General features: G+C 64.1%; 11 protein-coding genes. 6 read left to right on the forward strand and 5 right to left on the reverse strand.

The window, feature by feature from the left end; translation table 11 throughout:
* From VCB98_RS12845 to VCB98_RS12855, 3 genes are all read right to left on the reverse strand, one after another.
* Positions 1 to 623 (reverse strand): heavy metal-binding domain-containing protein (locus VCB98_RS12845; protein WP_346053182.1); only part of this gene is annotated, 623 nt, incomplete at its 3' end.
* A 2-nt stretch (positions 624 to 625) separates the two neighbouring features.
* A complete protein-coding gene (locus tag VCB98_RS12850) occupies positions 626 to 1,912 on the reverse strand; it encodes a TolC family protein (protein WP_346053183.1) in 1,287 nt (428 codons plus the stop codon).
* Positions 1,913 to 1,988: 76 nt separating this feature from the next.
* A complete protein-coding gene (locus VCB98_RS12855) occupies positions 1,989 to 2,372 on the reverse strand; it encodes a hypothetical protein (RefSeq protein ID WP_346053185.1) in 384 nt (127 codons plus the stop codon).
* 65 nt (positions 2,373 to 2,437) lie between these two features.
* Between VCB98_RS12855 and VCB98_RS12860 the strand changes: the two genes are divergently transcribed.
* The 3 genes from VCB98_RS12860 to VCB98_RS12870 all read left to right on the forward strand — a co-directional run bounded on the left by VCB98_RS12860 (position 2,438) and on the right by VCB98_RS12870 (position 8,589).
* Entirely contained in the window at positions 2,438 to 4,891 is a 2,454-nt protein-coding gene (locus VCB98_RS12860; RefSeq protein WP_346053187.1) for a heavy metal translocating P-type ATPase, read from the forward strand.
* A 141-nt stretch (positions 4,892 to 5,032) separates the two neighbouring features.
* Complete coding sequence (locus tag VCB98_RS12865) at positions 5,033 to 7,567, forward strand: fused MFS/spermidine synthase (RefSeq protein ID WP_346053190.1); 2,535 nt, start codon at positions 5,033 to 5,035, stop codon at positions 7,565 to 7,567.
* A gap of 122 nt (positions 7,568 to 7,689) precedes the next feature.
* A complete protein-coding gene (locus VCB98_RS12870; protein ID WP_346053191.1) occupies positions 7,690 to 8,589 on the forward strand; it encodes a phosphoribosylaminoimidazolesuccinocarboxamide synthase in 900 nt (299 codons plus the stop codon).
* Positions 8,590 to 8,714: 125 nt separating this feature from the next.
* Here the strand turns inward: VCB98_RS12870 and VCB98_RS12875 are convergent, their stop codons facing one another.
* Positions 8,715 to 10,076, reverse strand: coding sequence for a sodium-dependent transporter (locus VCB98_RS12875; RefSeq protein WP_346053192.1), 1,362 nt, complete (start codon positions 10,074 to 10,076; stop codon positions 8,715 to 8,717).
* A 192-nt stretch (positions 10,077 to 10,268) separates the two neighbouring features.
* Positions 10,269 to 11,129: a universal stress protein gene (locus VCB98_RS12880; protein WP_346053194.1), complete on the reverse strand. Its 861-nt coding sequence runs from the start codon at positions 11,127 to 11,129 to the stop codon at positions 10,269 to 10,271.
* Positions 11,130 to 11,214: 85 nt separating this feature from the next.
* Between VCB98_RS12880 and VCB98_RS12885 the strand changes: the two genes are divergently transcribed.
* The 3 genes from VCB98_RS12885 to VCB98_RS12895 are packed head-to-tail and all read left to right on the forward strand — an operon-like array spanning position 11,215 to position 13,083.
* Complete coding sequence (locus tag VCB98_RS12885) at positions 11,215 to 11,949, forward strand: DUF1538 family protein (protein WP_346053196.1); 735 nt, start codon at positions 11,215 to 11,217, stop codon at positions 11,947 to 11,949.
* A complete protein-coding gene (locus VCB98_RS12890; protein ID WP_346053198.1) occupies positions 11,949 to 12,779 on the forward strand; it encodes a DUF1538 domain-containing protein in 831 nt (276 codons plus the stop codon). Before VCB98_RS12885 ends, VCB98_RS12890 begins: the two co-directional genes overlap by 1 nt.
* Positions 12,745 to 13,083: a P-II family nitrogen regulator gene (locus VCB98_RS12895; RefSeq protein ID WP_346053200.1), complete on the forward strand. Its 339-nt coding sequence runs from the start codon at positions 12,745 to 12,747 to the stop codon at positions 13,081 to 13,083. The genes VCB98_RS12890 and VCB98_RS12895 overlap by 35 nt, the downstream gene beginning before the upstream one ends.
* The last annotated feature ends 51 nt before the right edge of the window (positions 13,084 to 13,134 follow it).

Here is a 13,134-nt window from a genome sequence, read left to right on the forward strand (position 1 = left end):
CCCTCTGGGACCATGACCTGATCGGGATCCATGTCATGATCGTCACGCGGCACCAGATCCATGCCGCAAATGGGGCAGCGACCCGCCTCATCCCGCTCCACCTGGGGATGCATGGGGCAGGTCCAGACACCATCACCATTGGCATGATCGTGATCGTGGTCATGTGCCTGATCATGGCCCTGATCGTGGCCATGGTCGTGGTGGTGATGATCGTGCTCATCGTCCTCGTCAGTGACCAGATCCATGCCGCAGATGGGGCAACGCCCCGGCTCGTCATCGGTCACTTCCGGATGCATGGGGCAGTACCACTCATCCCCATTGTCGTGCTCATGGTGATGATCATGGTCATGCCCGTGGTCATGGTGAGCATGATCGTCATCCTCATCCGATTGCACCAGATCCATGCCGCATTCAGGACAACGGCCCGGCTCATCGCTGGTGACCTCGGGGTGCATGGGGCAATACCACTTTTCATCACCGTCATGATCATGGTTGTGCTCGTGATGGTGGGCGTGGTCGTCGTGACCCTCATGATTGGCATGCTCATCACCACTGCCGCAGGCCACCAACGCGACCAGAATCAGCGTGGCAATGAATGCCTTGAATAGATTTGACAGTTTCATGGTCATTCCCCGGCCAGGTAATTCAGTTCAATTCGGCTGCTGTTCAGGCGCTGCTTCACTTCCAGCAAGCGCAGGCGGTAATCCAGCTCGGCTACCCGCGCACGGATGAGATCACGGAAATCCCCCCGGTCGGCACGGTAGGCGGAAAACTCAAGACTCACGCTTTCCGCCGCTTCATCCAGCAGACGTTCCTCGTACAGGGAGGCCAGCTGTTGCTGGCGCTGGTAGCGGGCGTATTCCCGCTCAAGCTGGCCCTGCATTTCGTGCAGGCGATCCATGCGGCGATAGTGATCGGCGCGAGATTCCGCACGCGCAGCAGAAAGCTCCCGGTCCTGACGATCGCGGGTAAACAGGGGCAGGCTGAACCCCACCATGAGCGAGGCCATGTCACTGGCGCGGCCATCATCCATGTCCCGGGCCCGCCGGTGGCCATAGGAGGCCTCGATCATCCAGGAGGGGCGATAGGATTGACGGGCAATCTCCACGCCCTTGTCGGCCACCTCGATCTGGCGCTGGGCGGCTTGCAGCAGCGGGTGATCGGGCAGGCGCTCAATCAGGGTATCGAGCGCCGCTAGCGCGGGAAGCTCACCCTCACCCGGGGAGATGTCCCGCGGCAGGGATCCCGTCCAGCGGACCAGCTCGGCCCGCGCCGCATCCCGTTCCTCCTCCAGCATCAGGATGCGCTCCTCCACCGCCGCACGCTCGAGACGGGCCCGCGACAGATCCCGCTGACTGCCCAGTCCACTTCGGTAGCGGCTGCGGGTAATGCTGACCAGCTCCTCGAAGTTTTCCTGTTCCTGCCGAGCCAGCTCCAACTGCCTGGTGGCATAGGCCCAGTCATTCCAGGCCAGCCGCAGTTGCCGTTTCACTTCCCGCTCTCTGGCCTGGTATTCGGCATCAACACCACGCCCGGCCAACTCCCCCTGTTCCCGGGAAAGCTGCCGGCTCTGGCCGGCCGGAAAGCGCTGGCGGACACCGACCATGACCATGGCCATCATGTCGTCTTCCAGGTCAAAGCTGTCCACGGGCAGATTGGAGAACCCCAGGCTCATCTCGGGGTCCGGCAGCGCGCCGGCGGACACGGCCCTGTCGCGCACGGCCTCGGCCCGGTGGGCCAGCTCCTCCAGGCCCGCGTCCCGGTCCAGGGCCAGGGCTTCGGCCCGGGACAGATCCAGGCGGTCAGTTGGCACTTCGGGGCTGTCGGCTTTCAGCGGGGACCAGGCCGAGGTCACGGTCAGTACCGCCACCAGTGCCACCGGCACCAGGGCATCAAACAGTCGAACTTTCATGGGGGTTCACCCTCTCGCTACGGCAAATACACAGACACCGGCAAACCGCCGGCGGTATCCGGTTCAGGCGAGGGGTTTATTCCAGGAAACGGCAGCACTCGAGATAGCGCTGCCGGGCATTGGGAAGGTAAGAGGGACTTCGGGGGCGCTCGGCAATCCGAGCCGTCGTCGGTGGCGGCCCGGTGGACAGCACCAGAGCAACGGCATCCGGCTGGGCGTCCCGATCCTGCTTGCGCTCGGAGGGAATCAGCCCATCCTCGCCACCGTTGCAGTCAGCCGCCTCAAGACAGGCCTCCCCGGCATGGTGATGGGGGCAGTCCATGGCCGCCATTTCATGGCAGTCGCCGGCCGCCGGTTCGCTCAGCGCCTCGACACAATCAGCCAGCACCGAACCGCTGAAGGCCACCAGGGCCAGCAGGCTCAGCATCAGGGCTGCCAGTTGTCGACGCGCATCAGTCATGCCCTTAGTATGAAATAATTCTGCCCCCGAGGCGAGTTCCTTCCTCCAGTCATGGGCAAAAACGCATGAGCAACGATCCCCAGGAAATCCGTCTGCACCTTCAGGGCATGAGCTGCGCCGGCTGCGTACGCCGGGCAGAGCAGGCACTGGCCGGCGTCCCCGGCGTGAGCGCGGTCAGCGTCAATCTGGCCACCGAGCAGGCCAGTGTCGAGCCCGGCGCCCCCGGCCCGGCCCTGGATGAACTGCTCGAGGCCACCCGCCGCGCGGGCTACCCGGCCATCGAAGACGAACTGGAGCTGGCCATCGAGGGCATGCACTGCGCCTCCTGTGTGGGCAAGGTGGAGAAGGCCCTGATGCAGGTGCCGGGCGTCATGGACGCCCGCGTCAATCTGGCCGCCGAGTCCGCCCATGTGCGCCTGTTGCGCGGGGCCGTGGCTGAGGGTGCCCTGGAGCAAGCCGTCGCCTCGGTCGGCTATACCGCCCATCGACGAAGCGAGGGTGACGACGATGCCGCCGAGGCCGAGCGCGAGGCCCAGCGGGGCAAGCTCAAGCGCAGCCTGATCCTCGCCGCCGCCCTGACCCTGCCCATCTTCATCCTGGACATGGGCGGGCATGTCATCCCGCCCTTCCATCACTGGCTGGCCGAGACCCTCGGCCAGCAGAACATCTATTACGTCTTCTTCGTGCTGGCCAGCATCGTGCAGTTCGGCCCCGGCCTGCGCTTCTACAAGCAGGGCCTGCCCACCCTGCTGCGGGGCGCGCCGGACATGAATTCCCTGGTGATGATCGGCACCAGCGCCGCCTGGGCCTATTCGGTAGTGGCCACCTTCCTGCCCGGCATCCTGCCGGAGGGCACCGCCCATGTGTATTTCGAGGCCTCGGCGGTGATCATCACCCTGATCCTCGCCGGACGCTTCATGGAAGCCATCGCCAAGGGCCGCACCAGCGAGGCCATTCGCCGGCTGATGAAACTCCAGGCCAAGACCGCCCGGGTGATCCGGGATGGACAAACCCTGGAGCTGCCCATCGAACAGGTTCAGGCCGGGGATGAAATCCAGGTTCGCCCCGGCGAGCGGATTCCCGTGGACGGCGAGGTCATCGAAGGCCAGTCCCATGTGGACGAATCCATGGTCACCGGCGAGCCGGTGCCGGTGAAAAAGATTGCCGGGGACGAAGTCGTGGGCGGGACCATCAACGACAGCGGCAGCCTGCGTTTTCGCGCTACCCGGGTGGGCGGTGACACCGTACTGGCCCAGATCATCCGCATGGTGGAGCGCGCCCAGGGCGCCAAGCTGCCCATCCAGGCCCTGGTGGATAAGGTCACCGCCGTGTTCGTGCCCGTGGTCATTGCCGTGGCCCTGCTGACCTTCGCGGTGTGGTACTTCATCGGCCCGCAACCGGCTCTGAGCCTGGCCCTGGTCAATGCCGTGGCCGTGCTCATCATCGCCTGCCCCTGTGCCATGGGCCTGGCCACCCCCACCTCCATCATGGTCGGCACCGGCCGCGGCGCGGAAATGGGCACCCTCTTCCGCCAGGGCGAGGCCCTGCAGCGCCTGCGCGACGTGGATGTGGTGGCCTTCGACAAGACCGGCACCCTCACCGAGGGCGGCCCGGCCCTGACGGACATGGACATGCTCGAAGGCTTCGATGAGCAAGAGACCCTGGCCCTGATCGCGGCCGTGGAAGACCATTCCGAACACCCCATCGCCCGCGCCATCGTCACGGCAGCTCATGAACGGGGACTGGCGCTGCCCAAGGCATCGGACTTCGACAGTCTCACCGGCCGAGGCGTGACCGCCAACGTGGACGGCCGGCAGATCACCGTCGGCGGCCCCGGCCTGATGAAGGATGAGAAGGTGGACATTTCCGCCGTCCAGTCCCGCGTGGATGCCCTGGCCGATCAAGGAAAAACGCCGATCTTCGCCCTGATCGACGGGCAACTGGCCGCCGTCATGGCCGTGGCCGACCCCATCAAGGCCGATACCGCGGAAACCATCCGCCGCCTGCATGACCTTGGCCTGGAAACGGTCATGATCACCGGCGACAACCAGCGCACCGCCGATGCCGTGGCGAAAGAAGTCGGTATCGACCGCGTGCTGGCCGAGGTTCGCCCGGACGGCAAGGTCGAGGCAGTGGAAGCCCTGCAGAAGGAAGGCAAGCGGGTCGCCTTCGTCGGCGACGGCATCAACGACGCCCCTGCCCTGGCCCAGGCCGATGTGGGCATCGCCATCGGCAGCGGCACGGATGTGGCCATCGAAAGCGCGGACGTGGTCCTCATGGGCGAAGAACTGGCCGGCGTCCACCGCGCCATCCGCCTCTCCCGCGCCACCCTGCGCAACATCCGGCAGAACCTGTTCTGGGCCTTTGCTTACAACACGGCGTTGATTCCGGTTGCAGCCGGTGTGCTCTATCCCGTCATAGGAGTCCTGCTGTCGCCCATGTTCGCGGCCCTGGCCATGGCGGCGTCCAGTATCTGCGTGCTGAGCAATGCTTTGAGGTTGCGGCGGTTTGCTGTTTGAGAAAAAGCGGCCTCGCGCCAAGACGCGAAGACGCTAAGGAAATTCAAAAGAGGGAATTATTGCCTCGCGCAGAGGTACGCCAAGCATGTCGGCTTTGTTACTATGTAACGCCTCCAATCGCCCGATGATCTCGAGATCCCCATGAGCCGCCAATCCCCGCTGTTTCTTGCCGCCCTGGCGCTGCTATTCGTTTCAGGTTTTGCCGCCCTGGTGTATCAGGTGCTTTGGCTGCGGGAGCTGGGTCTGCTGTTTGGGGCCACGGCGCAGGCTGCGGCCGTCACCATTGCGGTGTTCTTCGCCGGGATTGCGGCGGGGGGCTGGTTCTGGGGGCGGCTGGCGGCGCGCTTTGAGCGGCCGCTGCTGGTCTTCGGGCTGCTGGAGATCGGGGTGGCGGCCACCGCGCTTTTGCACTTTGTGCTGGTGGATGCCTACCACGCCCTCTACCCGGCCTTTTATGCCCTGGCCGGGGACAATCTTGCCCTCAACACCTTATTGAAGGCGGCGCTGGCCTTTACCGTGCTGTTCCCGCCGGCCTTTCTGATGGGCGGCACCCTGCCCATGATGGGCCAGCACCTGATCCGCCAGCCGGAGGACCTGGGGCGGACCGGTTCCCTGCTCTATGCCCTCAATACCCTGGGCGGGGCGAGCGGGGCCTTTGCCGCGGCCTTCATCCTGCCCCTGGCGCTGGGTTTTGCGGGCGCCTATCTGCTGGCCATGGGCCTGGACCTGCTGGTGGGGGTGGCCGCCGTGCTGCTGGCACTGCGGCTGGGGCGTTTGCCGGCGCCGACGCCGGCGGATGCCGGTGCGAGCAGGGCCGCGCCCGCCCGATCGGTGGGCACGGGTTTTCGGCGCGGGCTGGTGTGGTGGCTGGCCTTTCTCTCCGGCTTTCTCACCCTGGCGGTGGAAGTGCTGTGGACGCGCATGTTTGCCCAGGTGCTGCAGAACTCGGTCTATACCTATGCGGTGGTGCTGATCCTGTTTTTGGCCGCGCTGGCCATTGGCGCCTCGCTGGCCAACCGCCTGGCGGCCCGGCGCCTGGACCCGGTGGCTGTGACCGCCGGGCTGCTGGCCTTGTCCGGGGTGGCACTGGCCACCACGCCGTTCAGCTTCCACGCCATCACCGACGGGCTGGCCTATCTGGGCCAGGACGACGGCTTTGTCCGCTACATCGTCAGTGTCTTTGTCCAGGCCGGTGCGGTGATGCTGCTCCCGGCCATCCTGTTGGGGGCGCTGTTTCCCTTCTTGCTGCGCGCCCTGGAGCGGGATGATGTGATCCCCGGCACGGCCATTGGCCGGCTGGTGGCGGCCAATACCGTGGGCGCGATCCTCGGTGCCCTGGTGGCGGGCTTCGGCATGCTCGCCCTCTTCGGCCTGTGGCCGAGCATTCTCATGATGGCCGGGGGCTATCTGCTGCTGGCGGTGGTCACCCTCGGGGTCCACCCCCTGCGCCACCGCCTGGCCTGGTCCGCGGCCTGCGCAAGCCTGCTGCTGCCGCTGCTGGTGGTGGACAGCAATCAGTTCAACCGCCTGCAGCTCGCCCCCAATGAACGCGTGCTGGAGCTGGTGGAAGGGGCCCATGCCACGGCGGCTGCCACCGAGCGGGACGGGCATCGTCTGATCCGGGTGAACAATTTCTACCGCCTGGGCGGGACCGGCGCCATGGATTCCGAGCGCAACCAGGCACGCATTCCCCTGCTGCTACACCCGGACCCGCAATCGGTCTTCTTTCTCGGGATGGGCACGGGGATTACCGCCGGGGCGGCGGTGGATTTCCCGGTGGCGGAGATCACCATCTGCGAGCTGTTGCCGGAGGTGATTCATCTCGCCGAGCGGCATTTCAATGAACCGGCCAAGGGCCTGTTTGACGATGAGCGGGTGCGCATCCGGGCCGAGGATGGACGTAACTGCCTGGCCGGTGATCGCCGGCAGCACGATGTCATCGTCAGTGATCTGTTCACGCCCTGGAAGGCCGGCACCGGCAATCTCTATACCGTGGAGCATTATGAGATCGTGAAATCCCGCCTGGCCGAGGGCGGGGTCTTTGCCCAGTGGCTCCCCCTCTACCAGCTCTCGCGACAGGAGTTCGAGACCATTGCCCGCACCGTGGCTTCGGTCTTCCCGCAGGTTGTGCTGTGGCGGGGCGACATGTATCCGCGCGGGCCCATCGTGGCCCTGGTGGCCTATGGCGATGAGACCGCCCTGCCGGTGGAGGCGGTCGAGGCCAACACCCTGGCCATGGCCGCACCGGGCACCGACCCGGAGGCCACCCTGGCTGCCTTGATGCGCTTTTATATCGGGAATATCGGCGACAGCGGAATGCTGAGCAACGGCCCACTCAATACTGACAACCGTCCTGTAATCGAATACGGGGCGCCGAGAACCCAGCGGGGCGAGGATGACTGGTTCGTGGGCATGGACCTGGCCCGTTTTTATGAAGCCCTGGCCGATGCGATGCCGCCGGGGCGGGATCCCTATCTCGAGCAGCTCAACGATCGCCAGCGCGGCTTTGTCACTGCCGGGCTGAGCTACTACCGCTATGTGGTGCTCCTGAGCGAGGGCCATGAGCAGGCCGCCCAGGTTTTTCTTGAGGATTTTCTCGAGCGTACGCCTTTTGACTTCGCGCCCGACCCGGCGAGTGATGACAGCGCCCCGACCGGTTGGGAGGCGGGGCGCTGACTCAATCGCGGCTGAAGCCGCTCCTACAGGGGATGCCGCGCCCGGTCGACTGGACAGAATTCGGTGGCTGGCCCAAGATACGCGCCTTGCCGGGGAATTCGATCAACTTGCGAGGAAAGCCCATGAGCAGCGGTGACAAGGCGCTGTATGCCGCCGATATCCAGAGTCTGGAGAAGATCCACAGCGGCAAGGTCCGGGACCTGTATGCCGTGGACGAGCATCACCTGCTGGTGGTGGCCTCCGACCGTCTGTCTGCCTTCGATGTCATCCTGCCCGATCCCATTCCCGGCAAGGGCGAGGTGCTCACCGCCATTTCCAATTTCTGGTTCCAGCGCACCCAAGGCATCGTGCCCAATCACATTGCCGAGATGACTCTGGAACAGGCCCTGCCGAACGCGGCGGAACGCGAGCAGGTGGCCAGCCGGGCCATGGTGGTCAAGCGGCTCAAGCCCCTGCCCATCGAGGCCATCGTGCGGGGTTATCTGATCGGCTCGGGCTGGAAGGATTACCAGAACACCGGCTCGGTCTGCGGCATTGAACTGCCCGCCGGCCTGCGCCAGGCCGATGTGCTGCCCCAGCCCCTGTTCACCCCTTCCACCAAGGCGGCCGTGGGCGACCATGACGAGAACATCAGTTTCGAGGCAGTGGAAAAGCTGATCGGCGAAAAGCTGGCCAATGACGTGAAGGAAACCAGCATTGCCCTTTACACCTATGCCTTGAAGCATGCCGAGAGCCGGGGCCTGATCATTGCCGATACCAAGTTCGAGTTCGGCCTGGACGAGAATGGGCGCCTGCATCTCATTGACGAAGCCCTGACCCCGGATTCCTCCCGCTTCTGGCCGGCCGATGAATACCAGACCGGCATGAGCCCGCCCAGCTTCGACAAGCAGTTCGTGCGCGATTACCTGGAAACCCTGGACTGGGACAAGACCCCGCCGGGGCCCAAACTGCCGGCCGAGATCATCGAAAAGACCGCCGAGAAATATCGTGAGGCGCAGCGCTTGTTGACGGAAAATAGTTAAGGCGCAAGTCCCACCCACCGTAGGAGCGAATTCATTCACGATGGGCTCCGAAGTCGCCCGGTGCCAGTGTCCAGGCAATCGCGGATGAATCCGCTCCTACGGCGGGTGGGTAGGACCTTGCCTGCTTAACTGAACAAGCTCTCCGGCAGCAGGTTGGAGACGAACAGCAGCAGAATGAATCCCGGCGCAATCCAGCGCACGGCGAGGCGCCAGCCTCGGTAGAGCCGGCCATCCCCCATGCCGAGCTCCTGTACGGTGGCCTCCCGGTGCAGGAGTCGCCCGGCGAAGTAGGCCAGGATCAGGGCCCCCACCGGCAGAACCAGGTTGTTGAGCCCCCAGGTAATGGCCTGGAAGGGAGTAATGACCATGTCGCTCAGCAGGTTGAAGGACAGTACAGAGAAGATGCCCATCACCCAGCTAAGCGAGGCGGCTACCGCGACGCCCAGCCGCCGGCTGACACCACGCTCGCCCAGATAGGCGGTCATGGGCTCATAAAGAGCTACTGATGATGTCAAAGCCGCCACGAAGAGGAAGAAACAGAAGGCGAATCCCACCAGGTTGCCGAAGGGCATTTCCCCGAAGGCCAGTGGCAGGGTAATGAAGATCAGGCCCGGGCCGCTGTCGGGTGCCAGGCCATGCGCAAAGACAATCGGAAAGATCGCGAGACCGGCGAGCAAAGCCACGGCGGTATCGGCGGAAATCACATAGGCCGCCGAACCCGGCAGGGAGGCGCCCCGGGGCAGGTAGGCGGCGTACATCATGATGCCACCCAGACCCACGGACACGCTGAACAGGGACTGGCCCACCGCGGCCAAAGCCACCTCGGGGGTAATGGCCGAGAAGTCCGGCGCGAAGAGATAATGAAGGGCCATCCGCCCTTCCCCGGCCACAAAGGCATAGACAACCAGGCCAATCAGCAACAAGGCCAGCAACGGCATCATCAGCCGCATGCCCCGCTCAATGCCGCGATTGACGCCAAGACCGACGATGGCCATGGTCGCCATAATGAAGGTGCCCTGCCACAGCAACAGCAACTGCGGTGAGCCCTGAAGGCGAGCGAAATAGCTTTGCGCCGCGTCCGCATCCAGGCCGGTGAAATGCCCGGCGCCGGCACCCAGCATGTAATGCAGCGACCAGCCGGCAATCACCGAATAAAAGCTCATCAACACCAGTGCCCCGATCACGCCAAGCAGACCCGGGATCCGCCAGGCCCGGCTGCGGCCATGCTCGACGGCCTGGCGCAGCAGCGCGGTTGGCGGGCTGCCCCGGCCCCGACGCCCGATCAGGGCCTCGCAGAGAAATATGGGGGCTGCCACCAACACCATGCCGATGAGATAGATGAGCACAAAGGCCCCGCCGCCGTTCTCGCCTGCCTCATAGGGAAAGCGCCAGACATTGCCAAGCCCCACCGCGGCACCGATGGCGGCGAGAATGAAACCCAGGCGGGATGAAAAAGCAGGAAAAACGGAGGACGACTTGTCTGGCATGAGGACACCGTAACAGCAGCAAAGGACCAGGGGATCAGAATCAGACAGGCGTCTGTGTGGAACGCCCGCCCGGATCACCTACCGGGTTAAGGAAACCCCTGATCAGACGCCGGCATGGGCTGGCTGTTACTGGAAGTCCTCGTTTTCAAACCATCGGGAAACCAAACGCTGTCGCGGGCTGCCGCAAGACAACTAGCTGACAACGAGCACATCACAATCGGCACGCTGAAGCAGCGACATGCTGACACTGCCCAGCATGAGGTCCCGTGTCATGGACTGCCCCTGTTTGCCCACAACCAACAGGTCTATTTCATCCTCACTGACCATGTCACGGAGTCGGTGCGGTGCATAACCGGATTCAAGCCGGCTCTTGACCGCTGGCGCACCGCTCGCCTCCATAAAGGCCCGCATTTCCCGTTCCGCCTCCAGGCGGGCGCGTTGCCGGTATTCCTGAACCAGCGTCTCATCCACGCCGGCATAATGCATGCTTGGCTCAAAGCGCGAAGCATAGACATGCACCAGCTCAATCTCGGCCTCGGGCGCCAACTGCACCGCTCGTTCGAGGGCGCGGCGTGATGGTTCCGAGAAATCCGTGGCGACCAGCACCTTGCGCCAGCTGCTGGAAGCGGGCCGACGCACCACCAATGCGGCACCGGGGCTGTGATAGACAAGCTGCTGGGCGGTGGTACCCAGCAGTAGCTCCCGGGCACGATGACTGCCCTGTGAGCCCAGCACAATGAGATCCTCCGCCGTCATGGCCTCGGCCAGGGAGCGGGCGATGGGGCCCGACAGCAAGCGGGTTTCCAGTATTGCCCCGGTCTCGTCAGCGATGTCCTTGGCCAGCGCCTGCAGTCGCTGCTCAAGCGCGGCGGACAGGTCGGGCGACTGTCCCAGCAATTGCCGCAGGCTTTCCATGATGCCGGCTTCGGTCACATGCAAAATACAGCCGGATTCCGCCTGCCCGGCCTTGAGCAGGGCCGCGGTTCGGCGAACCGCCTCCAGCGATGAATCAGAGAAATCCGTCGCTGCCATGATGCGAGAGAAAGTCGCCATGCTCACGCCTCCTTGGCTACACTGGCTCTGACTATAGCGGGCCATGCCCGGCAACCCAAGACACAGGCCAGGAGGGAGGCAGAACTTGGACGCTTCCGGCAAGGGCATCATCCAGAGCCTGCTGCAGAGCAGCCGCGATATTCTGCCCATTGCCGGGGTCGTGGCCTTCTTTCAGTTGGTTGTCATTGGCGAACCCCTGCCGGATGCCCTCGCCCTGCTTCAGGGCATGCTGTTCGTGATCATCGGCCTGACACTCTTTGTGCATGGCCTGGAGACGGGGCTGTTTCCCATTGGCGAGTCCATGGCACAGGCCTTTGCCCGCAAGGGCAGTGTGTTCTGGTTATTACTGTTCGGCTTTTCCCTGGGCTTTGCCACCACCATTGCCGAACCGGCACTGATTGCCATTGCCGGGGAAGCCGCCGCCGTGGCCGCCGAGGAAGGTCGGATTGCCGGCGACGCGGACAGCATGGCGGCCTGGGCCCTGGGGCTGCGGATTGCCGTCGCCCTGGCCGTGGGCCTGGCCATTGTGCTGGGCGTCATCCGCATTCTGAAGGGCTGGCCCCTGCATTATCTGATCATCGGCGGCTACGGCATCGTGGTTGCCATGACCGGCTTTGCCCCGGAAGAGATTGTCGGCATTGCCTATGACGCCGGCGGGGTCACCACATCCACCATTACCGTACCGCTGGTCACTGCCCTGGGTGTAGGCCTGTCCATGGCCATTCGGGGGCGCAACCCGGCGGTGGACGGTTTCGGCCTAATCGCCTTTGCGTCCCTGACGCCGATGATGTTCGTCATGATCTATGGGGGGCTGTTCTGATGGACGGTTTGCCTCCCTTTCACGATGTGCTCCAGCAAACGCTACTGGAAACGCTGCGGGATGTGGCCCCCATTCTGCTGGTCATCCTGGTGTTCCAGTTCCTGGTGCTGCGTCGGCGGCTGAACAAGCCCTGGCGCATGCTCAAGGGGGGGCTGTTCGTGGTGGCCGGTCTGGTGTTTTTCCTCATGGGTCTGGAGCAGGCGCTGTTTCCCCTGGGCCGATCCATGGCCGAGCAACTGACCGACCCTGAGTTTGTCTCGGGCGCGGCGGCCACTGGCGATACCATTGCTCACTGGAGCGCCTATTACGGGGTTTATCTTTTTGCCTTCAGCATGGGGGCGGCGGCAGTCATGGTCGAGCCGGCGGTCATTGCCGTGGCCATGAAGGCGAATCAGCTCTCGGGTGGCGCCATCCATGCCAACCGCCTGCGCATTGCCATCGCGGTCGGGGTGGGTATCGGCATTGCCATTGGCGCCTTCCGGATCATTACCGGTGGTTCCCTGCTCTATTTCATTCTGGGTGCGTACTGCATCGTCATCCTTCAAACCCTGTTCGCCCCCAGACACATGATTCCACTTGCCTATGACTCTGGCGGTGTATCCACCTCCACCGTGACCGTACCCATTGTCGCCGCCCTGGGTCTGGGCCTGGCTGCCAACCTGCCCGGTCGCAGTCCACTGATGGACGGCTTTGGCATGATTGCCTTCGCCGTCGTTTTCCCGATCATCTCCGTTCTCGCCTTTGCCCAGTTCGCCCACTGGCAGCAGCGGCGGGACAATCATGGAGGCCGTCAGCATGAATCTGAAACTGATCATCGCCCTGGTGAATGATGACGTCACCGAAAAGGTGTTGAATGCCGCCCGAGATGCCGGCGCGACCGGCAGCACGGTCATCAACAATGCCCGCGGGGAAGGCCGGCACCGCCACCGAACATTCTTCGGCCTGGAGCTGGTGGCGCAATGCGATGTGCTGCTGTTTGCGGTGGAAGCAAAACTGGCGGGCAAGGTATTGAACGCCATCAATGAGAGCGGCGGTTTCGAGACCCGGTCAGGCAGCGGCATGGCCTTTCAGCTTTCGGTGGAAGACGCCCGTGGCCTGGATGGGCAGCTGGAAGCTATGTTAGGGAACCTCTGATCAATCCATTCACGCCCGCAGCCAACGGGATTTTTTCGCTCGCGAGGCGCG

It is taken from the genome of Natronospira elongata (genome assembly GCF_034931365.1).
Taxonomy (GTDB): domain Bacteria; phylum Pseudomonadota; class Gammaproteobacteria; order Natronospirales; family Natronospiraceae; genus Natronospira; species Natronospira elongata.

Excerpts from the sequence above, each read along its gene's own strand:
- VCB98_RS12850 (WP_346053183.1), bottom strand. The coding sequence starts at position 1,912 with ATGAAAGTTCGACTGTTTGATGCCCTGGTGCCGGTGGCACTGGTGGCG.
- VCB98_RS12855 (WP_346053185.1), bottom strand. The coding sequence starts at position 2,372 with ATGACTGATGCGCGTCGACAACTGGCAGCCCTGATGCTGAGCCTGCTG.
- VCB98_RS12860 (WP_346053187.1), top strand. The coding sequence starts at position 2,438 with ATGAGCAACGATCCCCAGGAAATCCGTCTGCACCTTCAGGGCATGAGC.
- VCB98_RS12865 (WP_346053190.1), top strand. The coding sequence starts at position 5,033 with ATGAGCCGCCAATCCCCGCTGTTTCTTGCCGCCCTGGCGCTGCTATTC.
- VCB98_RS12870 (WP_346053191.1), top strand. The coding sequence starts at position 7,690 with ATGAGCAGCGGTGACAAGGCGCTGTATGCCGCCGATATCCAGAGTCTG.
- VCB98_RS12875 (WP_346053192.1), bottom strand. The coding sequence starts at position 10,076 with ATGCCAGACAAGTCGTCCTCCGTTTTTCCTGCTTTTTCATCCCGCCTG.
- VCB98_RS12880 (WP_346053194.1), bottom strand. The coding sequence starts at position 11,129 with ATGGCGACTTTCTCTCGCATCATGGCAGCGACGGATTTCTCTGATTCA.
- VCB98_RS12890 (WP_346053198.1), top strand. The coding sequence starts at position 11,949 with ATGGACGGTTTGCCTCCCTTTCACGATGTGCTCCAGCAAACGCTACTG.
- VCB98_RS12895 (WP_346053200.1), top strand. The coding sequence starts at position 12,745 with ATGAATCTGAAACTGATCATCGCCCTGGTGAATGATGACGTCACCGAA.